Genomic DNA, 19,723 nt, shown 5'->3' with positions numbered 1-19,723 from the left:
CCGTTAGAATTATGCAACCGTGGGATAGCCGCAGCCGCATGAGGCGGCTGCGGTGAGGCAAGGCTTGCCTTACCGTGCCCGTTCCTGTGCGAGGTCGCTCAGGATGCCGGCGGCGACGCTGACCTTGGCGAGCGTGGCCTCGCCGGCTTCCGTCAGCGCCGAGAGGTTGGCGGTGACGCGGGCGAGACGCTCGCGGCCGCCCTGCTGCCAGGCGGCGAGCGGTGCCTTGTCGCCCTTGTGGCGCGTCAGCACCACGGTGGCGAGGTCGCGGCGGGCATTGGCGATGTCGGTGAGACTGCGCTGCAGAGCGAGCGCCTCGTAGAGATCGCCGGTCGGGATGCGGCTGGCCGCGGAAAGCAGCCGGCCGATATTGAGCGTCGCGCTGATGCCGGCAAAGGTCTGCGCCGTCTTGCCGAGCGTATCGCCCGTCGCCCCGGCGATCAGCATGACCTCCGGCACGAAGGTCAGCATGGAGAGCGTGGCGATCTCCTCCGCAAGCTCCGTCGGCACGCCCTCGTCCTCATAGGCATGGGCCTTGCGGCGGGCCTCGTCGCCGGCCTGTTCGGAGATGAGGGTGGAAAGATGCGGACGCAGCTGCTTCAGCGCCTGCCTGAGCTTGTGCACGGCCTCGCTCATCAGGCCCGAAACGGCCCCGGTGGTCAGGAGCAGGTTGGTGACGGAGGCGTAGATACGGCCAATCTCCTCGTAGAGTTCGTTCTGCACCGAACCGGACACCACATTGTCCAGCGCGTCCACGCCGGCGTAGAGCGCGGCGAGGCCGTAGCCGTCACGGGCGATGACGGCGGCCTTCACGGCGTCCGCCGGGCCGAAGCCGGTGCCATCCGTCAGCGTGTTGACGAAGGCCGGGCCGCCGCGGTTGATCACCTCGTTGGCGAGGATCGTCGCGATGATCTCGCGGCGCAGGCGGTGCGAACGGATGTCGTCCGCATAGGCCTTCTGCATCTTGGCCGGGAAGTAGCCGGTCAGCGCCGGTTCGAAATAGGGTTCGTCCGGCAGACCGGTATGGATGAGCTCGTCGAACAGCACCAGCTTGGCATAGGAGAGCAGCACGCCGATCTCCGGCCGCGTCAGCGGCTTGCCGGCCTGGTAGCGCTCGGCCATGGTGCGGTCGTCGGGCAGCGTCTCGACCTTGCGGTTGAGCTGGCCAGCGGCCTCCAGGCGATCCATCAGGCGGGTCAGCGGCGCGCGGTTGGCCGCGCCCTGCCGTTCCGTCAGCGAGATTGCCAGGGACTGCAGGTAGTTGTTGCGCAGCACGAGATGGCCCACCTCCTCCGTCATCGAGGCGAGCAGGACGTTGCGCTTGGCGCGCGTCAGCCGCTCGTCGCGCATGGCCGAAGCGAGCGCGATCTTGATGTTGACCTCGACGTCGGACGAATTCACGCCGGCCGAGTTGTCGATGGCGTCGGAATTGCAGCGTCCGCCCTTGAGGCCGAAGGCGATGCGGCCGCGCTGGGTGACGCCGAGGTTCGCGCCCTCGCCTATCACCTTGGCGCGCACGTCGTCGGCGATGATGCGGATCGGGTCGTTGGCGCGGTCGCCGACCTCCGCATCCGTCTCGTTCTGGCCGCGGATATAGGTCCCGATGCCGCCGAACCACAGGAGATCGACCGGCGCCTTCAGGATCGCCGTCATGATCTCGAAGGGCGTCGCCTTGGCCTTGTCGATGCCGATGACGGCCATGGCTTCCGGCGTCAGCGTCACGGATTTTTCCGTGCGCGGGATGATCATCGCACCCTTGGAGAGCACGGAGCGGTCATAGTCCTGCCAGCTGGAGCGCGGCAGGTTGAACATGCGCCGCCGCTCGGCGAAGGACGTGTCGGTATCCGGGTTGGGATCGATGAAGATGTCGCGGTGGTCGAAGGCCGCGACGAGCCGGATCTTGCGCGACAGCAGCATGCCATTGCCGAAGACGTCGCCCGACATGTCGCCGACGCCGGCGACGGTGAACGGCGTCTTCTGGATGTCGATGTTCATCTCGCGGAAATGGCGCTTGACGGTTTCCCAGGCGCCGCGGGCGGTAATCCCCATCTTCTTGTGGTCGTAGCCGGCCGAGCCGCCGGAGGCAAAGGCGTCGTCGAGCCAGAAGCCGGCTTCCTGCGCCAGGCCGTTCGCCGTGTCGGAGAAGGTCGCGGTGCCCTTGTCGGCGGCGACGACGAAATAGGGGTCGTCCCCGTCTAGCCGCACCGTATCGGCCGGCGGCACGACGTCCTGGCCGACGATGTTGTCGGTGACGGAGAGCAGCGTGCGGATATAGGTCTTGTAGGCCTCGGTGCCGGCCTTGAAGACGGCGTCGCGGCTGCCGCCGGCAGGAAGCTGCTTCGGATAGAAGCCGCCCTTGGCGCCGACCGGCACGATGACCGAGTTCTTGACCTGTTGGGCCTTCACGAGGCCGAGCACTTCCGTGCGGTAGTCCTGCGCGCGGTCGGACCAGCGCAGGCCGCCGCGGGCGACCTTGCCGAAGCGCAGGTGCACGCCCTCGACCTCGGCGCCGTAGACGAAGATCTCGCGGAAGGGCCGCGGTTCCGGCAGGCCGTCGAGGGCCTTCGGGTCGAGCTTGATGGCCAGCGTTTTGCGCGGCTTTCCGTCCGCGTCGCGCTGGAAATAGTTGGTGCGCAGCGTGGCCTGGATGGCGTTGACGTAGCGGCGCAGGATGCGATCCTCGTCGAGGCTCGGCACGTTCGCCAGCGCATCCTCGATCGCCGCCGCCACATCCGCGGATTTCTTCTCGCGCTGGCGCTCGGAAAGCTTCGGGTCGAGACGGGTCTCGAACAGGCGGAAGAGGTCGGCGGCGATCGTCGGGTACTTGTTGAGCGTATCGGCGATATAGCCCTGCGAATAGGCGATGCCGGTCTGGCGCAGGTAGCGCGAATAGGTGCGAAGCGCCATGATCTCGCGGGCGGAAAGGCCGCCGGTGAGGATGAGGCGGTTCAGGGCGTCGTCGTCCACCTCGCCGTGCCAGGCCGCGAGGAACGCTTCCTCCAGCATCGGGCTCAGCTTGGCGAGGTTGATCTCGATGCCGTCGCGATGCCGCAGCTCCATGTCATGCAGGATGACGCGGCGCTCGCCGCCGTCGAGGCTGGCGAGCGTCAGGTCGTGTGTCTGCTCGCTGATGACGTTGAAGCCGAGGTTTTCCAGCAGAGGCACGCGCCGCGACAGCGAAACGGGCTCGCCGGCATGGAAGATCTTCAATTCGACGGTGGCAAGGTCCGTGTGCCAGGCCTTGCGGTAGAAGGCGATGCTGATCGGGTTCTCGGGCGTCGCCGTGGTGATCAGGGCGAGGTCCGCATGGGCTTCGGCGGGCGTGAAATCCTCCTGGTAGCCGCGGTCGGTAACGAGCCGCACGCCGTCCGCATTGGAGAGCGCTTCGAAGCGGTCGGTCCAGCGGGTGGCGATCTCGCGCACCGCCTGCTCGAGCTTCTGCTGCGGAAGGCGTGGCGTCTTGCCGCCGGAGCGGCCGATGATGAAGTGCACGCGGGCAAGGCCACCTTCCGGGAACGCCGGATAATAGGCCGAGACGCGGCCATCGTAAGCCGACTTCAGATAGTTGCCGATCTTTTCGCGCACGTCGGAATCGTACTGTTCGCGCGGCACGTAGACGATGACCGAGACGAAGCGGTCGAAGCGGTCGATACGCGGCAGCACGCGGATGCGCGGCCGGTCGGAGAGCTCGTTGATCTGCTCGCAGAAGGTGGCGAGCAGGCCGGTGTCGATCTGGAAGAGGTCGTCGCGCGGGTAGGATTCCAGCGTGTTGATCAACATCTTGCCGGAATGGCTCTTCGGGTCGTAGCCGAAATGCTCGATGACCGCGGCCACCTTGGAGCGCAGCAGCGGGATCTGGCCGGCGGCGTGGGTGTAGGCCGTTGAGGTGAAGAGGCCGACGATGCGCAGCTCCCCGATCACCTTGCCCTTCTCGTTGAAGCGCTTGAGGCCGACATAGTCCATATAGGCCCGGCGATGCACGAGCGACTTCACATTGGCCTTGGTGACGATCAGGAAATCCGGGCCTTCGAGGAATTCGAGGATTTCCGGCGTCGTCGTCACAGCGTCCTTGCCGAGGCGCAGCACGCGCACGTCCGGATCGGACAGGATGCCGAGGCCTTCGCCGCCCCGTTCGACGGTGGCCGCCTCGCCCTTGCCGGAATAGCTGTATTCGCGCATGCCGAGGAAGGTGAAGTTGTTGCCGCGCAGCCAGTCGAGGAAGGCGAGCGCCTCTTCCTTACCCGGCTTTTCCTTGGCGTAGCGCTCCATGTCGGCCATGGTGCTATCGAGCTTTTCCAGCATGGAAGGCCAGTCGTCGACGGCGAGGTGGACCTGGTCGAGCACGGTTCCGATCCGCTCGGCGAGCGCGGCGGCTTCGTTCGGCGCCAGTTCGGAAAGGTGGATCTCGATATGGCTGACCCGCTGGGCCGGATCGCTGTCTTCGTCCGGCGAGAAAAGCTTCGGCGTTTCGCCGGGTGCCACGACGAGGATCGGGTGGATCGCCAGATGGATGTCGCGATGGGTGCTCGTTACCTCGCCCATCACCGAATCGTAAAGGAACGGCTGGTTGCGGTCCGTGACGGAGAGTACGGAGACGGGCTCGCCCTGCGGGCGCACGTCCGCAAGCGTGGTGACCGTGACGCGGGGCCCGGTGCCGTCCCAGGCCTCGATTTCGGCCATGGCATGGGCGGCGGCAACGGCCAGCATCTCGCCGGTATAGTGCTCGATATCGTCCTTGCTGGCCCGCCCGAAGAGGATGTCCGGGTTCAGCGTCTTCGCGCCGAGGGCTGCGGCTGCGGCCTTTGCGGCCTCGATGTGTTTTTCTCGTTTCACGTTGGTCCTGGCACCCATGGAATTCTCCCTCGAATCCGATGGCCGGACGTTAGCAGAAGAAAAAATACGCGCGACGGAATTTGTGCATTTGCGAGAAAATTCAATCGATTTTGTCCGAGATAGGTCAGTTTTACTGTCGTTTTGTCGCGAAATTCATGTTTTTTCGTCGAAAAGCAGCCCAAAATCGGCTGCGGCGGCATTTTTCCGCTTTTCGGCCGGTGGTCGGAAAAGGGGCGGGCGTTGACAGGAAATAACCCCCTTGTCATCACTTCGCCGGAACCAGGGGAGCCGGTTATGAACGAGAGCGACAAGGGCGCGGTCATCGTGATTTCGAGCCATGTGGTGCGCGGCACGGTGGGCAACCGCGCCGCCGTCTTCGCGCTCGAAACGCTCGGCCATCCGGTCTGGGCGCTGCCGACGGTTATCCTGCCCTGGCATCCCGGTCGCGGGCGTTCGACCCGCGTGGCGATATCGGCGGACGATTTCGACGCGATGATCTCCGATCTCATCCGCGCGCCCTGGCGGGGCGAGGTCAAGGCGGTGCTTTCCGGCTATCTCGGCAGCGCGGCGCAGGCGCATTCGGTGGCGCGGCTCGTCACGGCCCTGCGGGCGGAAAATCCCGACCTGCTTTATATGTGCGATCCGGTCTGCGGCGACGATCGCGGCCTCTACGTGCCGGAGGAGACGGCGGCGGCGATCCGCGACGCGTTGATCCCGCTTGCTTCCATCGCCACGCCCAACCGGTTCGAGCTTGCCTGGCTTGCCGGCGCGCCGCTCGAGACCAATGCGGCGATCATGGAGGCGGCGCTGTCGCTCGGGCCTTCTCGCATGCTCGTCACCTCCTCGCTGGCGCTGATGACGGGAAGCACCGGCAATCTCTATCTCTCCGGACGCCATGCGCTGCTGGCGGAACACCGGCTCGTGCCGAACCCGCCGAACGGCACCGGGGACCTATTGGCCGCCATCTTCCTGTCGCGGCTGATGGAGGGCCTGCCGGAGGAACGCGCCTTGATGATGGCCACCGCCAGCGTCTTCGAGATCGTCGCGCGCACCGCCAAGCGCGGCGCCGACGAATTGACGCTGGAACAGGACGCGTCCAGCATCTCCACGCCCATGGCCATGGTGCACATGCGCCGTCTCGTGCATCCGGCGCAGCCGCGGCGTTCTTGACGATCCGGCCTTGCGCCATGCCTTGCAGAGTGGTTTATGCGGAAGCCGGATGGGGCCTCATCCAGCAGATCGCTCGCACCCGGGGGTACTTTGACACCATGAACCGCTTTCCCGATCGTCTTCTGAATGGCTACCGCAACTTCATGTCCGGCCGCTATGTCGAGCAGTCGGCGCGCTACAAGGCCCTGGCGGAGACCGGGCAGAAACCGAAGACGCTGGTGATCGCCTGTTGCGACTCCCGTGCCGCGCCGGAGACGATTTTCGACAGCGGGCCGGGCGAGCTCTTCGTCGTGCGCAACGTCGCGAACCTCGTGCCGCCCTACGAGCCGGACAGCAATTTCCATGCGACCTCGGCGGCGCTCGAATTCGCCGTGCAGTCGCTGAAGGTCAGCGATATCGTGGTGATGGGCCATGGCCGCTGCGGGGGCATTTCCGCCGCGCTCGACCCGGATGCCGAGCCGCTGTCGCCCGGCGATTTCATCGGCAAGTGGATGGGCATGCTCAAGCCGGTCGCCGAACAGATCCAGGGCGCCGAAATCCTGACGCAGGGCGAGCGCCAGCGCGCACTGGAGCGCGTCTCGATCCGCAATTCCATCGCCAACCTGCGCACCTTCCCCTGCGTGCGCATCCTGGAAGAGCGCGGCCGCCTCCAGCTCCATGGCGCTTGGTTCGACATCTCGACCGGCGAATTGTGGATCATGGACGCCAAGAGCGGCGATTTCCAGCGCCCCGGCGCGTAACGGAAAACCCGGCGCGGTCGCCCGGCCGGGTTCATGTCGTCACGATCGGCAATGCCGCCCGTCCCCGACGTCACCCGGCTTGCCGGGGCCTGGCGAGGGACGGTTCGCGGCGTTTATTCGCCGTCGATTTCCGCGCCGATGATGGCGATTGCGCGCTGGTAGACGCTGGCCGCGTTCCAGCCCTGCAATGCGCCGAAATTGCCCTGGCCCGGCTGGTAGCCGCCGCCGGCGCTCCAGCCGTGGCCGCGCAGGAAGTTCGCCGTGGAGGCGAGCGCGTCGGCCTTGGAGCCGACAAGGTCGATGCGGCCGTTGCCGTCGCCGTCGACGCCGTATTTCAGCACGTTGGCCGGCAGGAACTGCGTCTGGCCGATTTCGCCATGCGCCGCGCCGCGGGCCGAGGTCGACAGGATGCCCTTCTGCACGAGCTGCAGCGTGGCATAGAGCTGGTTCGTGAAATATTCGGAACGGCGGCAGTCATAGGCGAGCGTCGCGACGGCCGAGATCGTGTGTTCCTTGCCGAGGAAGCCGCCGAAGCCGGTTTCCATGCCCCAGATGGCGAGCAGCGGCCCGGCCGGCACGCCGTAGCGCGCCTCGATGCGCTGGAAGAGCGCGGCGTTCTGCTTCTTCAGGCTCTTGCCGCGGCGGATGATCGCCTGGCCGCCGCGCTTCTGCATGAACTGCTCGAGCGAGAGCTTGAAGCTCTTCTGGCCGCGGTCGGCGCGAATCGTGGCGCGGGCATAGCTGACATTGGCGAAGGCCTTGTCGATCGTCGAGCGGCTGATGCCGCGTCCGGCCGCCTCGTCCTTGAAGGCTTCCACCCAGGCCGGAAACCCGCTTGCATCATTGCCGCATTTTGCAGCCTCTGCCGCCGCCGGCACCGCTGCCGCGGCGATCATTGCGGCCAGCACCTTGGCCACGCTCTTTGTCATGCCCATGAAAAACCCCGTGATCTCGTCAATTCTGCGGGAGCATGCCATGCTCCCCTGTTCCTGTCACCGCACCTTGCCGTGAACCGTTCCGGCGATGCCGCCGGGACCGCCTCAAAGCGAAGTCCCGATTGTCCTCAGACGGAACAACCGGGACTTTTATTTAAAGTCGATTAACGGAGCGTTGCCAATTTTTCCAAAAGGCAGAAAGCGTTCCGTCTTTCCGTGGCGCCTGGCCGGTCAGGCGGCCTGCTTCTTCGCCTTGATCAGGCCGCGGTTGACGAGCAGCTCGGCGATCTGGATGGCGTTGAGGGCGGCACCCTTGCGCAGGTTGTCGGAGACGACCCACATGTTGAGGCCGTTCTCGACCGTGGCGTCCTCGCGGATGCGCGAGATGTAGGTGGCGTCTTCACCGGCCGATTCGTACGGGGTGATGTAGCCGCCGTTCTCGTGCTTGTCGATGACCTGGCAACCCGGCGCTTCGCGCAGGATGTCGCGCGCCTCGTCCGCGGTGATCTCCTTCTCGAACTCGATGTTGACCGATTCGGAATGGCCGATGAAGACGGGCACGCGCACCGCCGTGCAGGTCACCTTGATCTTCGGGTCGAGCATCTTCTTGGTCTCGGCGAGGACCTTCCACTCTTCCTTCGTGTAGCCGTCCTCCATGAACACGTCGATATGCGGGATGACGTTGAAGGCGATGCGCTTGGTGAACTTCTTCGATTCGACCGGATCGGCGACGAAGACGGCGCGGGTCTGGTTGAAGAGCTCGTCCATGCCGTCCTTGCCGGCGCCGGAGACGGACTGGTAGGTCGAGACGACGACGCGCTTGATCGTCGCGCGGTCATGCAGCGGCTTCAGCGCCACGACGAGCTGGGCGGTCGAGCAATTGGGGTTGGCGATGATGTTCTTGCGGGTGAACTGGGCGACGGCGTCGGGGTTCACTTCCGGAACGATCAGCGGAACGTCGGCGTCGTAGCGCCAGGCGGAGGAATTGTCGATGACGACGCAGCCCTGCGCGCCGATCTTCGGCGAGAACTTCTGGGAAACCGTGCCGCCGGCCGACATCAGGCAGATGTCCGTGTCGGAGAAATCGTAGTTCTCGAGGTTCTGCACCTTCAGCGTCTTGTCGCCGAAGGAGACCTCGGTGCCGATCGAGCGGCTGGAGGCCAGCGCCACGACTTCGTCGGCCGGGAAGCCGCGCTCGGAAAGGATGTTCAGCATTTCGCGGCCGACATTGCCGGTCGCGCCGGCGACTGCGATCTTGAAACCCATGTCTAAAGCTCTCTTTCTCTGTCTCTCCGCGGGGTTCAGGAGGTGAAACCCGCCGGCCATGACGCGGGTTTCGGTCCCCGGCCGTACCGGGGAGAGAGCGGTGGCCAGAGACGTCAGACGGTTTTCGTCGTCGTTTTGGCCACTGTTTTGGAAATCGATACGCAACGACGAACCCGTCCGGCGTTGAAGGCCGGAGCGATCATGCGGGCGATGGCGAGACCATAGCGGTACATGGCGGTTCCTTTGCGTGCGTGCTGCATACGCTCATCTGCCGAAGAGTCAAGCCTTGCGTGAACGATCCGGGATTTCGCCAAGGCCCTCGACTTAAGTCTTACGCCGAAAGTCATAAGCCCAAAGCAGCGCTGATGCGGCAGGGCGTTTTCTGCCATCCTTTCATAAGGCGCACCCCGTCCGGCGTTTTTAGGGAGAAACTCCGGACTGTCATGGGCTGCCCCGATACGCCGTTTTCGTGGAGGACAATGAAATGGCAAATGTTTCGACGGTGGGCAACGCCAAGGCCGCGCCCATGACGGGCGAGCAGAAGAAGGTGATCTTCGCCTCTTCGCTCGGCACCGTTTTCGAATGGTACGACTTCTATCTTTACGGCTCGCTGGCGATCTATATCGGCGCCACCTTCTTCAGCCAGTATCCCGAGACGACGCGCAACATCTTCGCGCTGCTCGCCTTCGCCGCCGGCTTCCTTGTGCGTCCGTTCGGCGCGCTGGTGTTCGGCCGCCTCGGCGACCTCGTCGGCCGCAAGTACACCTTCCTTATCACCATTCTCATCATGGGCGTCTCGACCTTCGTCGTGGGCCTCCTGCCCGGTGCCGCCACCATCGGCATCGCCGCGCCGATCATCCTGATCATCCTGCGCATGCTGCAGGGTCTGGCGCTCGGCGGGGAATATGGCGGTGCCGCGACCTACGTGGCCGAGCACGCTCCGGACGGCAGACGCGGTTACTTCACCTCGTGGATCCAGACGACGGCGACGCTCGGCCTGTTCCTGTCGCTGATCGTCATCCTCGCGGTGCAGTTCATCGTCGGCAAGGAAGCCTTCGCCGAATGGGGCTGGCGCATTCCGTTCCTGCTGTCGGTCGTGCTCCTCGGCGTTTCCGTCTGGATCCGTCTGAAGATGAACGAATCGCCGGCCTTCGCGAAGATGAAGGAAGAAGGCAAGGGCTCCAAGGCACCGCTGACGGAAGCCTTCGGTCAGTGGCGCAACGCCAAGATCGCGCTGCTCGCGCTCTTCGGCGCCGTCGTCGGCCAGGCCGTCGTCTGGTATTCCGGCCAGTTCTATGCGCTCTTCTTCCTGACGGGCGTTCTCAAGGTCGAGAGCCAGTCGGCCAACATTATGGTCGCCTGCTCGCTGCTCATCGGTACCGGCTTCTTCGTCTTCTTCGGCTGGCTGTCGGACAAGATCGGCCGCAAGCCGATCATCATGGCCGGCCTGGTGCTCGCCATGCTGACCTACTTCCCGCTGTTCAAGGCTCTGACCTGGGCCGGCAACCCGGCGCTGGCAACGGCGCAGGACACGATCCGCGCAACGGTCACCGCTGCTCCGGGCGACTGCAAGTTCCAGTTCAACCCGACCGGCACGGCGAAGTTCACCACCTCGTGCGACATCGCGACGTCGTTCCTGACCCGCAACTCGGTGCCCTATGACGTCGTCACCACGGCGGCTGCCGGCACGGCCGCAACGGTCCAGATCGGCGACAAGACGATCTCGAGCTACGATGCCATCGCTTCGGCCGACCAGGTCAAGACGCTCGACGCGGCCTTCCAGAAGGAAACCAACCTGGCCCTCCAGGCGAACGGTTATCCGCTGGTCCGCGGTGCGGTCAAGGTTCCGGAGTCCAAGCTGGATGCCTTCGTCGCAGGCAACCCGGAACTCGCCCTCGATGCCGCCGCCATCCGCGCCGGCGAGAAGGCGACCATGCCGGCTGCCGACCTCGTCACGGCCAAGCTGCTGACGGCCGAGGAAGCCGCCGGGGTCACCGACATGGCGGTCTACACGATCGACAAGGGCGGTGCCTTCACCATGGTGGCCGACCCGGCGCGCGTGAACTGGATCACGATCATCGCCGTGCTGACCGTGCTCGTGATCTACGTCACGATGGTCTACGGCCCGATCGCCGCGCTCCTGGTCGAGCTCTTCCCGACCCGCATCCGCTACACCGGCATGTCGCTGCCCTACCATATCGGCAACGGCTGGTTCGGCGGCCTGCTTCCGGCGACGGCCTTCGCGATGAGCGCGGCCCAGGGCGATATCTACTACGGCCTCTGGTACCCGATCGTCTTCGCCGGCATCACGCTGGTCATCGGCCTTCTCTTCCTGCCGGAAACGAAGGACCGCGACATCCACGCCATGGATTGATCTCCCCCTTCCGATAGTTCATGGCGACCCGGCTCGTGGCGACACGGGCCGGGTTCTTTATTGGCCCTTGGGCGGCAGCAGGGATTTCGGCATCGGCCAGCCGCGCGCATCGAAGCGGAAGAGCCATTCCCTGCCGGCGAAGAAGAAGGCCGTGGCGATGGCGGCCCACAGGCCGAGCAGAAGGCCGGCGGCGACGTCGCTCGGATAGTGCGCCCCGACGATGACGCGGGAGATGCCGATCGCCAGCGCCCCGAGCAGGAACAACGGGCGCAGCCGCGGCGCCAGCATCGAAAAGGCCCCGAAGAACGACCCGGCCGCCGCCGAATGCCCGGAGGGAAAGCTGGCATAGAGATTGTCATAGGCAAAGGGCGTCAGGCTGTAGGCACCCAGTTCGGCGAAGAGTTCAGGGCGCGCCCGGCCGACGATCAGTTTGAAGAGATGCACGAGGGCGCTCGTCGCGCCGATGGTCAGGAAGAAGTAGAGCGACAGCCGCCGGGCGGTACGCGCCCGGCCGGCGAGCGTTTCGTTGCGGCTTACCCGACGCACGATATAGGCGAGGATCACGATGAAGCCGGAGCCGTAGATCATCCAGGCGAAAGTGCCGAAATCGGTGATGCGCGCGTTGAAGGTCACGATCGCATCGGGAAGGCCCTGCGCGCGCTGCGACAGCATGGGATCGAGAGGAACGAGGGCCACGACGAGAATGGCGGTGGCGGCGAGGATCCAGAGCGAGGAGGTCGCGAGCGATCGGTTCATGAGCATACCCTGATAACGGCGTTGCTTCCATGTGTTGGCGAGCGCCGGCATTTCAAGGGAGGCAAACGAAAAAGGCTCCACGCGCGATCGCGCCGGGAGCCTTCTCGCGATGACGTCAGGTTCAGGCCGAAAGCTTCCTGAACGCGGCGAGGATGGCGTCGCCCATTTCGGCGGTGCCGACCTTGCGGCAGCCTTCGGCCATGATGTCGCCGGTGCGGATGCCGCTGTCGAGCACCTCGGCGATCGCCTTCTCCAGGTTGTCGGCGTCCGCGACCATGTTGAACGAGTAACGCAGGCACATGGCGAAGGAGGCGATCATGGCGATCGGGTTGGCGATGCCCTTGCCGGCAATGTCCGGCGCCGAGCCGTGCACGGGCTCGTAGAGCGCCTTGCGCTGCCCCTTGGCATCGGGCGCGCCGAGCGAGGCGGACGGCAGCATGCCGAGCGAGCCGGTCAGCATGGCCGCGACGTCGGAGAGCATGTCGCCGAAGAGGTTGTCCGTGACGATGACGTCGAACTGCTTCGGGGCGCGCACGAGCTGCATGCCGCCGGCATCGGCCAGCATGTGCTCGAGCTGGACGTCGGAATAGCTGCGCTTGTGCGTTTCCGTCACCACTTGGTTCCAGAGCACACCGGACTTCATGACGTTGCGCTTCTCCATGGAGCAGACGCGGTTCTGGCGGGTGCGCGCCAGTTCGAAGGCGACGCCGGCGATGCGCTCGATCTCGTAGGTGTCGTAGACCTGCGTGTCGATGCCGCGCTTCTGGCCGTTGCCGAGGTCGATGATCTCCTTCGGCTCGCCGAAATAGACGCCGCCCGTCAGTTCGCGCACGATGAGGATGTCAAGGCCTTCGACGAGTTCCGGCTTCAGCGAGGAGGCGCTGGCGAGCGCCGGATAGCAGATGGCCGGGCGCAGGTTCGCAAACAGCTTCAGGTCCTTGCGCAGGCGCAGGAGGCCGGCCTCCGGGCGTACCTCATAGGGCACGGCATCCCATTTCGGGCCGCCGACGGCGCCGAACAGCACCGCGTCGGCCGCCAGCGCCTTCTCCATGTCGCCTTCCGAGATCGCTGCGCCATGCGCGTCGTAGGCCGAGCCGCCGACGAGGCCCTCGTCGGTCTCAAAGCCCGCGCCGCGTTCGGCGTTCATGTAGGCGATGATCTTGCGGACTTCCGCCATGGCTTCCGGGCCGATGCCGTCGCCGGGCAGAAGGAGGAGGGTGCGCGCTGTCATGGGATTGTCCTTGATGTCACGGAATGGTCGCGCGCTTCTTAGCGCAACTTCCGTTCAAGGAAAATCGTCGAAAAGAAAGAATTTTGCGTGAGGCGTTGCGCCTTTCGGCTAAGCGCGTCGCGATCTTCCAGATTCGTTCCCGCGCTTTAGGTCTTTGATTTTTCGCATGTCGTTATAGCAAAACCCCTGCGCACTTTTGCGCGGCATGTTTCAGTTCGCGCGCAGCGCCGTGACTTCGATCTCGACGAGCATTTCCGGCCGGATAAGGCCGCAGACGATCATGGTCGCGGCGGGGCGGATCGTTCCGAAGGTCTCGCCGAGGATCGGAAAGACGCGGTCGGCGAAGGCGGCGTCGGTTACGTAATAGTGGCAGCGCACGACGTCGGCGAAGGAGAAGCCGGCGTCCTGCAGAACCTTGCCGATGGTGGCGAGTGCGTTGCGCGTCTGATCCTCGACGCTTTCGGGCATGGTCATCGTGGCGTAGTCGTAGCCGGTCGTGCCCGACACGAAGCACCAGTTGCCCTCCACGACGGCGCGCGAATAACCCGCCGTCGCTTCAAAGGGGGAGCCGGACGAGATCAGCCGGCGCATGCTCTTCAAGCCCAGGGGCGCGAGGTCGCGGTCTGCTTCTCGAAACTGTCGATCGAGGCCGCCTTCTCCAGCGTCAGGCCGATGTCGTCGAGGCCGTTCAGCAGGCAATGGCGGCGGAAGGCGTCGATCTCGAACGTGATGCGGCCGCCGTCGGGGCCGGTGATCTCCTGGGTCTCCAGGTCGACGGTCAGGATGGCGTTGGAACCGCGGCTGGCGTCGTCCATCAGCTTGTCGAGGTCGTCCTGGCTGACGACGATCGGCAGGATGCCGTTCTTGAAACAGTTGTTGTAGAAGATGTCGGCGAAGCTGGTGGAGATGACGCAGCGGATACCGAAATCGAGCAGCGCCCAGGGCGCATGCTCACGCGAGGAGCCGCAGCCGAAATTGTCGCCGGCAACGAGGATCGTGGCGTTCTGGTAAGCCGGCTTGTTCAGCACGAAGTCCGGGTTGACGCTGCCGTCCTCGTTATAGCGTGCTTCGGCGAAGAGGCCCTTGCCGAGGCCGGTGCGCTTGATCGTCTTGAGGTAGTCCTTCGGAATGATCATGTCCGTGTCGATGTTGACGACGGGAAGCGGCGCGGCGACGCCGGTCAGCTTGACGAACTTTTCCATGCGAAGAACCCTCGAAATGCAGTGATGTCGGTTGATGCAAGCGTTTAGATGAGTTTTCCCCGGATTTGAAGGAGAATCTTCGCAAAAGCCGGGTGTCAAACGCAAATGCCGGGCGCGGAAAAGCGCCCGGTGCATCCCCTTGGGAAGCAAAACCTCTTTTAAAGGTCGATGATCGTGCCGCGGCCGTCGTTCCAGATGCGTGGTTCGCGCTGGCCGGGCGCCCGGCGGTCGTTGCGCGCGCTGGCGCGGACCGGAGCCGGCTGAAGCTTGGCGGCAAGCATGGAGCCGAGCATCAGCACGGCGACGATGCCGGCGATGGCAAGGCCCACGGAGGCGGCGAACAGGAAGGTCGCGCCTGCGACAAGCATGGTGAAGACGGTAAAGACGATGGAGCGGATGCGCTGCATTTTGATTTGCCCTTTCTCTGAAAGGCAATGTGGGGAGCGATTTTGTCCATTGCAAGGCCGAAAGGACCGGATTTGCCGCTGCTGCGGCGTCCCGCGGGTGTCGTGGAGGACGCGCGGCGCCGCAGCGCTTGCCGGCCGCGGCAAAGCGCGGCAAAAAGGACGGATGAACAGGACACCGCACCATCACCCGCTTCGCCTGCGCCGCTCGGTGCTCAGCGTTCCCGCCGTCAATGCCCGGGCGCTCGCCAAGTCCGCCCTGCTCGATTGCGACGCGATCATCTTCGATCTCGAGGATTCCGTTCTGCCGGAGAAGAAGGCGGAAGCCCGCGCGGCCCTCATCCGTCATTTCAAGGCGCTCGACCGTTTCCCCGGCCGCGAGCATGTCATCCGGATCAACCCGCTCGAGGGGCCGGACGGTGCGCTCGATCTCGAAGCGGTGCTCGAGTGCATGCCCGATGCAGTGCTCCTGCCGAAGGTCTGCGAGCCGCAGGATGTGCTGGCCGTCGCCGACTGGCTTTCCGAGGCGGGGGCTGATGACGGCCCGCGCCTCTGGGCGATGATCGAGACGGCGGCGTGCCTCCTCAACCTTCCCGCCATCGCCGAGACGGGCCGCACGCATGGCGGCCGGCTCGATTGCTTCGTCGTCGGCCTCAACGACCTGCGCAAGGAAACCGGCATCGCCGATATTCCCGGGCGCCCCTTCCTCGTGCCGCTGCTGCTCCAGGTCGTCGTGGCGGCGCGGGCCTGCGGCCTCGACGTTATCGACAGCGTCTTCAACGATTTCTCCGACGACGAGAACCTTCAGGCGGAATGCCGGCAGGGCCGGCAGATGGGCTTTGACGGCAAGATGCTGATCCATCCCGCGCAGATCGCCGCCGCCAACGATGTCTTCGGCGTCACGGAGGCGGAGGCCGCCGAAGCGCTCGCCATCGTCGCGGCCTTCGCGGCGCCGGAAAATGCGGGCAAGGCGGTGGTGAGCCTCGCCGGCCGCATGGTCGAAAAGCTCCATGCCGACCAGGCCCGGCGCCTCATCGCCAAGGCCGACCTGATCAACGAGAGAAAGAAGAAAGCATGAAAGTCTACCGCTTCCTCACCGGCCCCGACGACGCCTCGTTCTGCCACAAGGTGACGCTGGCGCTGAACAAGGGCTGGGCGCTGCACGGCTCGCCGACCTATGCCTACAACGGCGAAACCAAGCTGATGCAATGCGGCCAGGCGGTGGTGAAGGACGTTCCGGGCAAGGACTACACGCCGGATATCAAGCTTTCCGAGCAGTAGGCGGGAGACCATGCTCCCGTGCGCCCTGTGCCGCCGACATTCCGGCCTCGCGCACCTTCGCCATCCTCGGGTTTAACCCGAGGACCGGCCATGACGAGAGAGACGGCCGTGGTTCGGTGATGGCGGCTCAGCCCGCCGCGATCTCCGCGCTCGCCTCGATGCGTTCCATGTCGTCGTCCGACAGGCCGAAATGGTGGCCGATCTCGTGGATGAGGACATGGGTGATGATGTCGCCCAGCGTCTCCTCGTTCTCGGCCCAGTAGTCGAGGATCGGGCGACGGTAGAGGGTGATGCGATTCGGCATCTCGCCGGTCTCGACGGTGAAGCGCTCGGTGATGCCGCGACCCTCGAAGAGGCCCAGCAGGTCGAAGGGCGTTTCCAGCGCCATGTCCTCGAAAACGTCGTCGCTCGGGAACTCGGCGATCTCGATGATGAGGTTGCCCGTCAGCGCACGGAACTCCTCCGGCAGGTGGCCGTAGGCCTCCAGCGCCAGGGATTCGAACGTGCTGATGGTCGGGGCATGGCGCGTGCGCCAATCATCGGTCTGGTCAATGCGGGCCATGGGCTCTCCTTTGCCCGTCATATAGACGATTTCCAGCGTTTTTCGAGGGTCGAATTTGCATGGCCTGCCTGCGCAGGGCGGGACGATTCGGATGCCCGGCCCGTTCCCGGCCGAAACGGGCGCGGGCGCAAAATCGTTGTCCACAGGCGTTTTGCAACAAAATGTGATCGGTCAGTTTGCCGCAGGTGGCGGTGCTTTTCATGCCTGCCGGGAAGCCGTAACCTTCTGAAAAGACGACATTTTAAATCAAGATTAGAATGACTCTAAATTTATGAGTCAACAAGGCTGACCTGTTCATTCTTGACAACGAAGGTCGTCTTTTGCTTAATCCCGGAAACTCAGTACTTTGCGTATGGCAGGCAAGACGAAATGCTGGTTTGCAGCTGCAACTTCATCACCGATAAGGAAATTGTCGACGTGATCAACAGCCTCCTCGACGAGGACTGTTGGCAGCTCATCGTGCCTGCAAAAGTCTACCATGCGATGCAAAAACGGGGCCGCTGCTGCGGCTGTTTCCCGAACGTCGTGGACATCATCATCCGCACGACCGAGCAGTACCACGCCCGCCGCGACTCGACGGACGCCGAGATATTTGATTTCATGATCCGCCTCAAACAATTCCATGAGGAAAACAGGAGAGCGGACCTTGAAAGGCGACAAAAAAGTCATCGAGCAGCTTAACGAAGCGCTCTATCTCGAACTCGGTGCCGTCAACCAGTACTGGCTTCACTACCGTCTGCTGGAAGACTGGGGTTACACGCTTCTTGCCAAGAAGGAGCGCGCCGAGTCGATCGAAGAGATGCAGCACGCCGACAAGCTCGTCGCCCGCATCATCTTTCTCGAAGGCCACCCAAACCTCCAGACCGTCGCGCCGCTTCGCATCGGCCAGAACGTCAAGGAAGTGCTGGAGGCCGACCTTGCCGGCGAGTACGATGCCCGCACGGCCTACAAGAAATCGCGCGACATCTGTCATGACGCCGGTGACTACGTCACCATGAAGCTGTTCGAGGAGCTGCTGATCGACGAGGAAGGCCATATCGACTTCCTCGAAACCCAGCTGGAACTGCTCGACAAGCTCGGCGAGGAGAAGTACGGCCAGCTCAACGCGGCGCCGGCGAACGAAGCCGAGTAAGGCGCAGCCATACGCCCGATACAGAAAACCCCGGTCCTGCGGCCGGGGTTTTCGTTTGCGCTTCAGGGCGCCAGATATGCGAAGGCCGCGACGACCTCCTCGTAGACCTTGCGCTTGAACGGCACGATGAGATCCGGCAGGTCGCGCATCGGCTTCCATTCCCAGGCGTCGAACTCCGCCTCGTGGCCGCCCGGCGGCGGGTTGATGGCGATCTCGTCCTCCGCGCCTTCGAAGCGGAAGGCATACCAGCGCTGCGTCTGGCCGCGATACTTGCCCTTGAGGCCGATGCCGATCAAATGGGCCGGCAGGTCGTAATTGATCCAGCGGCCGGCATCGGCAAGCAACGACACATTCCTGATGCCGGTTTCCTCGTAGAGTTCGCGATAGGCCGCTGCCAGCGGGTCCTCGTCCTTGTCGATGCCGCCCTGCGGCATCTGCCAGAGCTGCGGCGAACCGTCATATTCGGAATTGCCGACGGCAAGCCGCCGGCCAGCCCAGACCTTGTTCTCGGCATTCAGCACCATGATGCCGACACAGGGGCGGTACGGCAGGTCCTCGGCCCGAACCACCCTGTCCTTTTCCTTGCCCATCGAAAATTCCTATTGTTTGGCGGGAACCGCTGCGAGCGACGCGACGCCGACGATCTCGATGCCGCGGCCGCCTGCTTCCTCGCACCATTCGCGGATCGCGTCCACACTTTCATCGAAGGCCGATGCCATGCCGATCGCGGTGCCGTTGCGCCGGGCGATGCGCTCCAGCTCGTCGAGTTTCTTCAGGATCGCCTCGCGCGACAGGTCGCCGTCGAGCTGGAGGTCGGCAAAGGCGTGCGGCGCCTCGACGGCGCCGGCAAGGGTGCCGGACAGCGACTGTGCCGAGCTGCCGTCGTCGAGGAAGAGGAGGCCACGGCTCGAAATGTCGCGGATGACCGGCTCCAGCGCGTCGGCATCGGACAGGAAGCGGCCGCCCATGAAATTCACGATGCCGGTATAGTTGGTGATCTGCGCCATGGCGCGGTGCAGTTCCGCGAGATTGCCGGCCTCGCCGAGATCGGTGCGCAGCGTATAGGGACCGGGGTCGTTCTGCGGGTAGTCGAAGGGCTCGAGCGGCATCTGCAGCAGGATCTCGTGGCCGCCGCGGCGGGCCTCCTGCATCCAGCGTTGCAGGCTGTTGCCGCTCGCGGCGAAGGCGAGCGTCACCTCGCCCGGCAGTTCGCGGATGGCGCGCTGCGTGCCCGTCTGGCTGAGACCGAGCCCGCCGACCACGATGGCGATGCGCGTGCCGCGCGCGCCGGACCACGGCCTTGCATATTGATCCATCGGGCGCGTGCCGTCGAGGCCGATGATCGGGATCTTGCCGTCGGAGGTTTCCTCCAGCAGGTCCTCGTTCGGGAAAGCGGCGGAGCGCGCGTCCTGGCCGATACGGTTCGTCTCGATGATGAGCGGGCCGGTGCCGGTGCGCGTGCCGGGCGTATAGGTGCGCACGACATTGCCGTCGTCGGTCAGCGTTTCCTGGACGCGGGCGCCGGAAAGGCCGTTCGCCCGGCGCACGCCGTCCCTTGCCGCAACGGCCTTCTGGTCGGCTCCGGTTCCGGCGGTCGCCTGCGCGGCGGTTTCTTCTGCCGGCGGGGTGTAAGGCGTGGTGCCGAGGCCGCTCGGGGCGGTTGCGGTCCAGCCGGAAAAGCCGATGAGGCCGATGGCGGCAAGCGTGAACAGGATCGTGCCGGCGGAGAACCGCGGCGGTCCCGCCGGTCGGGGCCTTGCCTTGCGGTCCTGGCCGAGAGGTGCGTGAATGTCTGTGCCCAAGGTCAGTCCGCGTCGGCCGCTAGAGCATTTCCAGC

Annotated in this window: 19 protein-coding genes; 7 read left to right on the top strand and 12 right to left on the bottom strand. The window is 64.7% G+C overall.

What is annotated here, in order from left to right; genetic code table 11:
• Positions 1 to 69: 69 nt before the first annotated feature.
• Together AABF56_RS18815 and AABF56_RS18810 are read right to left on the bottom strand one after the other, a co-directional pair.
• Complete coding sequence (locus tag AABF56_RS18815) at positions 70 to 4,851, bottom strand: NAD-glutamate dehydrogenase (protein WP_272807124.1); 4,782 nt, start codon at positions 4,849 to 4,851, stop codon at positions 70 to 72.
• Positions 4,830 to 5,156 (bottom strand): hypothetical protein, encoded by a 327-nt coding sequence (locus AABF56_RS18810; protein ID WP_272807123.1) that lies wholly within the window; start codon positions 5,154 to 5,156, stop codon positions 4,830 to 4,832. The genes AABF56_RS18815 and AABF56_RS18810 overlap by 22 nt, the downstream gene beginning before the upstream one ends.
• Here AABF56_RS18810 and pdxY point away from each other — a divergent pair.
• Together pdxY and AABF56_RS18800 are read left to right on the top strand one after the other, a co-directional pair.
• Positions 5,128 to 6,003 (top strand): pyridoxal kinase PdxY, encoded by an 876-nt coding sequence (gene pdxY, locus AABF56_RS18805; RefSeq protein WP_272807122.1) that lies wholly within the window; start codon positions 5,128 to 5,130, stop codon positions 6,001 to 6,003. The genes AABF56_RS18810 and pdxY overlap by 29 nt on opposite strands.
• A 98-nt stretch (positions 6,004 to 6,101) precedes the next feature.
• Positions 6,102 to 6,743, top strand: coding sequence for a carbonic anhydrase (locus AABF56_RS18800; protein ID WP_244770733.1), 642 nt, complete (start codon positions 6,102 to 6,104; stop codon positions 6,741 to 6,743).
• Positions 6,744 to 6,856: 113 nt separating this feature from the next.
• Here AABF56_RS18800 and AABF56_RS18795 read toward each other — a convergent pair whose 3' ends face one another.
• Together AABF56_RS18795 and AABF56_RS18790 are read right to left on the bottom strand one after the other, a co-directional pair.
• On the bottom strand, positions 6,857 to 7,678 hold the full coding sequence (locus AABF56_RS18795; protein ID WP_272807121.1) for a lytic murein transglycosylase: 822 nt from the start codon (positions 7,676 to 7,678) through the stop codon (positions 6,857 to 6,859).
• 231 nt (positions 7,679 to 7,909) lie between these two features.
• Positions 7,910 to 8,944: an aspartate-semialdehyde dehydrogenase gene (locus tag AABF56_RS18790; RefSeq protein ID WP_244770731.1), complete on the bottom strand. Its 1,035-nt coding sequence runs from the start codon at positions 8,942 to 8,944 to the stop codon at positions 7,910 to 7,912.
• Between the two features lie 484 nt (positions 8,945 to 9,428).
• Here AABF56_RS18790 and AABF56_RS18785 point away from each other — a divergent pair, with 484 nt between their 5' ends.
• Positions 9,429 to 11,318: an MFS transporter gene (locus AABF56_RS18785; protein ID WP_272807120.1), complete on the top strand. Its 1,890-nt coding sequence runs from the start codon at positions 9,429 to 9,431 to the stop codon at positions 11,316 to 11,318.
• 57 nt (positions 11,319 to 11,375) lie between these two features.
• Here AABF56_RS18785 and AABF56_RS18780 read toward each other — a convergent pair whose 3' ends face one another.
• The 5 genes from AABF56_RS18780 to AABF56_RS18760 all read right to left on the bottom strand — a co-directional run bounded on the left by AABF56_RS18780 (position 11,376) and on the right by AABF56_RS18760 (position 14,914).
• Positions 11,376 to 12,074 (bottom strand): phosphatase PAP2 family protein, encoded by a 699-nt coding sequence (locus AABF56_RS18780; protein ID WP_272807119.1) that lies wholly within the window; start codon positions 12,072 to 12,074, stop codon positions 11,376 to 11,378.
• Between the two features lie 121 nt (positions 12,075 to 12,195).
• Positions 12,196 to 13,305, bottom strand: a complete 1,110-nt coding sequence (leuB, locus tag AABF56_RS18775) for a 3-isopropylmalate dehydrogenase (RefSeq protein ID WP_272807118.1) — start codon at positions 13,303 to 13,305, stop codon at positions 12,196 to 12,198.
• A gap of 210 nt (positions 13,306 to 13,515) precedes the next feature.
• On the bottom strand, positions 13,516 to 13,896 hold the full coding sequence (locus AABF56_RS18770; protein WP_272807117.1) for a RidA family protein: 381 nt from the start codon (positions 13,894 to 13,896) through the stop codon (positions 13,516 to 13,518).
• 5 nt (positions 13,897 to 13,901) lie between these two features.
• On the bottom strand, positions 13,902 to 14,507 hold the full coding sequence (leuD, locus tag AABF56_RS18765) for a 3-isopropylmalate dehydratase small subunit (protein ID WP_244770726.1): 606 nt from the start codon (positions 14,505 to 14,507) through the stop codon (positions 13,902 to 13,904).
• A 158-nt stretch (positions 14,508 to 14,665) separates the two neighbouring features.
• Entirely contained in the window at positions 14,666 to 14,914 is a 249-nt protein-coding gene (locus AABF56_RS18760; RefSeq protein WP_432346021.1) for a hypothetical protein, read from the bottom strand.
• Positions 14,915 to 15,077: 163 nt separating this feature from the next.
• Here AABF56_RS18760 and AABF56_RS18755 point away from each other — a divergent pair, with 163 nt between their 5' ends.
• Positions 15,078 to 15,989 (top strand): HpcH/HpaI aldolase/citrate lyase family protein, encoded by a 912-nt coding sequence (locus tag AABF56_RS18755; RefSeq protein WP_272807116.1) that lies wholly within the window; start codon positions 15,078 to 15,080, stop codon positions 15,987 to 15,989.
• Entirely contained in the window at positions 15,986 to 16,192 is a 207-nt protein-coding gene (locus AABF56_RS18750) for a DUF1737 domain-containing protein (protein WP_244770724.1), read from the top strand. Before AABF56_RS18755 ends, AABF56_RS18750 begins: the two co-directional genes overlap by 4 nt.
• Positions 16,193 to 16,319: 127 nt before the next feature.
• Here AABF56_RS18750 and AABF56_RS18745 read toward each other — a convergent pair whose 3' ends face one another.
• Entirely contained in the window at positions 16,320 to 16,754 is a 435-nt protein-coding gene (locus tag AABF56_RS18745; protein WP_244770723.1) for a metallopeptidase family protein, read from the bottom strand.
• Positions 16,755 to 17,123: 369 nt separating this feature from the next.
• Between AABF56_RS18745 and AABF56_RS18740 the strand changes: the two genes are divergently transcribed.
• Both AABF56_RS18740 and bfr read left to right on the top strand, forming a co-directional pair.
• Positions 17,124 to 17,435, top strand: a complete 312-nt coding sequence (locus AABF56_RS18740) for a (2Fe-2S)-binding protein (RefSeq protein ID WP_244770722.1) — start codon at positions 17,124 to 17,126, stop codon at positions 17,433 to 17,435.
• The gene (bfr, locus tag AABF56_RS18735; RefSeq protein ID WP_244770721.1) at positions 17,401 to 17,886 is read left to right on the top strand and encodes a bacterioferritin; all 486 of its coding nucleotides are present in this window, start codon (positions 17,401 to 17,403) and stop codon (positions 17,884 to 17,886) included. The genes AABF56_RS18740 and bfr overlap by 35 nt, the downstream gene beginning before the upstream one ends.
• A gap of 62 nt (positions 17,887 to 17,948) precedes the next feature.
• Here the strand turns inward: bfr and AABF56_RS18730 are convergent, their stop codons facing one another.
• Together AABF56_RS18730 and AABF56_RS18725 are read right to left on the bottom strand one after the other, a co-directional pair.
• The gene (locus tag AABF56_RS18730; protein ID WP_272807115.1) at positions 17,949 to 18,476 is read right to left on the bottom strand and encodes an RNA pyrophosphohydrolase; all 528 of its coding nucleotides are present in this window, start codon (positions 18,474 to 18,476) and stop codon (positions 17,949 to 17,951) included.
• Between the two features lie 9 nt (positions 18,477 to 18,485).
• Positions 18,486 to 19,688, bottom strand: a complete 1,203-nt coding sequence (locus AABF56_RS18725; RefSeq protein ID WP_244770719.1) for a divergent polysaccharide deacetylase family protein — start codon at positions 19,686 to 19,688, stop codon at positions 18,486 to 18,488.
• Positions 19,689 to 19,723: the final 35 nt, after the last annotated feature.

It is taken from the genome of Shinella sp. WSC3-e (assembly GCF_945994535.1).
GTDB lineage: Bacteria > Pseudomonadota > Alphaproteobacteria > Rhizobiales > Rhizobiaceae > Shinella > Shinella yambaruensis.
The sequence above is the reverse complement of the archived record's forward strand: the minus strand, read 5'-3'. Positions and strand labels throughout refer to the sequence as shown.

What these genes read in the sequence shown, in the direction of transcription:
- AABF56_RS18815 (WP_272807124.1), bottom strand. Translation starts at nt 4,851, where the DNA reads ATGGGTGCCAGGACCAACGTGAAACGAGAAAAACACATCGAGGCCGCA.
- pdxY (WP_272807122.1), top strand. Translation starts at nt 5,128, where the DNA reads ATGAACGAGAGCGACAAGGGCGCGGTCATCGTGATTTCGAGCCATGTG.
- AABF56_RS18810 (WP_272807123.1), bottom strand. Translation starts at nt 5,156, where the DNA reads ATGACCGCGCCCTTGTCGCTCTCGTTCATAACCGGCTCCCCTGGTTCC.
- AABF56_RS18800 (WP_244770733.1), top strand. Translation starts at nt 6,102, where the DNA reads ATGAACCGCTTTCCCGATCGTCTTCTGAATGGCTACCGCAACTTCATG.
- AABF56_RS18795 (WP_272807121.1), bottom strand. Translation starts at nt 7,678, where the DNA reads ATGGGCATGACAAAGAGCGTGGCCAAGGTGCTGGCCGCAATGATCGCC.
- AABF56_RS18790 (WP_244770731.1), bottom strand. Translation starts at nt 8,944, where the DNA reads ATGGGTTTCAAGATCGCAGTCGCCGGCGCGACCGGCAATGTCGGCCGC.
- AABF56_RS18785 (WP_272807120.1), top strand. Translation starts at nt 9,429, where the DNA reads ATGGCAAATGTTTCGACGGTGGGCAACGCCAAGGCCGCGCCCATGACG.
- AABF56_RS18780 (WP_272807119.1), bottom strand. Translation starts at nt 12,074, where the DNA reads ATGAACCGATCGCTCGCGACCTCCTCGCTCTGGATCCTCGCCGCCACC.
- leuB (WP_272807118.1), bottom strand. Translation starts at nt 13,305, where the DNA reads ATGACAGCGCGCACCCTCCTCCTTCTGCCCGGCGACGGCATCGGCCCG.
- AABF56_RS18770 (WP_272807117.1), bottom strand. Translation starts at nt 13,896, where the DNA reads ATGCGCCGGCTGATCTCGTCCGGCTCCCCCTTTGAAGCGACGGCGGGT.
- leuD (WP_244770726.1), bottom strand. Translation starts at nt 14,507, where the DNA reads ATGGAAAAGTTCGTCAAGCTGACCGGCGTCGCCGCGCCGCTTCCCGTC.
- AABF56_RS18760 (WP_432346021.1), bottom strand. Translation starts at nt 14,914, where the DNA reads ATGCAGCGCATCCGCTCCATCGTCTTTACCGTCTTCACCATGCTTGTC.
- AABF56_RS18755 (WP_272807116.1), top strand. Translation starts at nt 15,078, where the DNA reads ATGAACAGGACACCGCACCATCACCCGCTTCGCCTGCGCCGCTCGGTG.
- AABF56_RS18750 (WP_244770724.1), top strand. Translation starts at nt 15,986, where the DNA reads ATGAAAGTCTACCGCTTCCTCACCGGCCCCGACGACGCCTCGTTCTGC.
- AABF56_RS18745 (WP_244770723.1), bottom strand. Translation starts at nt 16,754, where the DNA reads ATGGCCCGCATTGACCAGACCGATGATTGGCGCACGCGCCATGCCCCG.
- AABF56_RS18740 (WP_244770722.1), top strand. Translation starts at nt 17,124, where the DNA reads ATGCTGGTTTGCAGCTGCAACTTCATCACCGATAAGGAAATTGTCGAC.
- AABF56_RS18730 (WP_272807115.1), bottom strand. Translation starts at nt 18,476, where the DNA reads ATGGGCAAGGAAAAGGACAGGGTGGTTCGGGCCGAGGACCTGCCGTAC.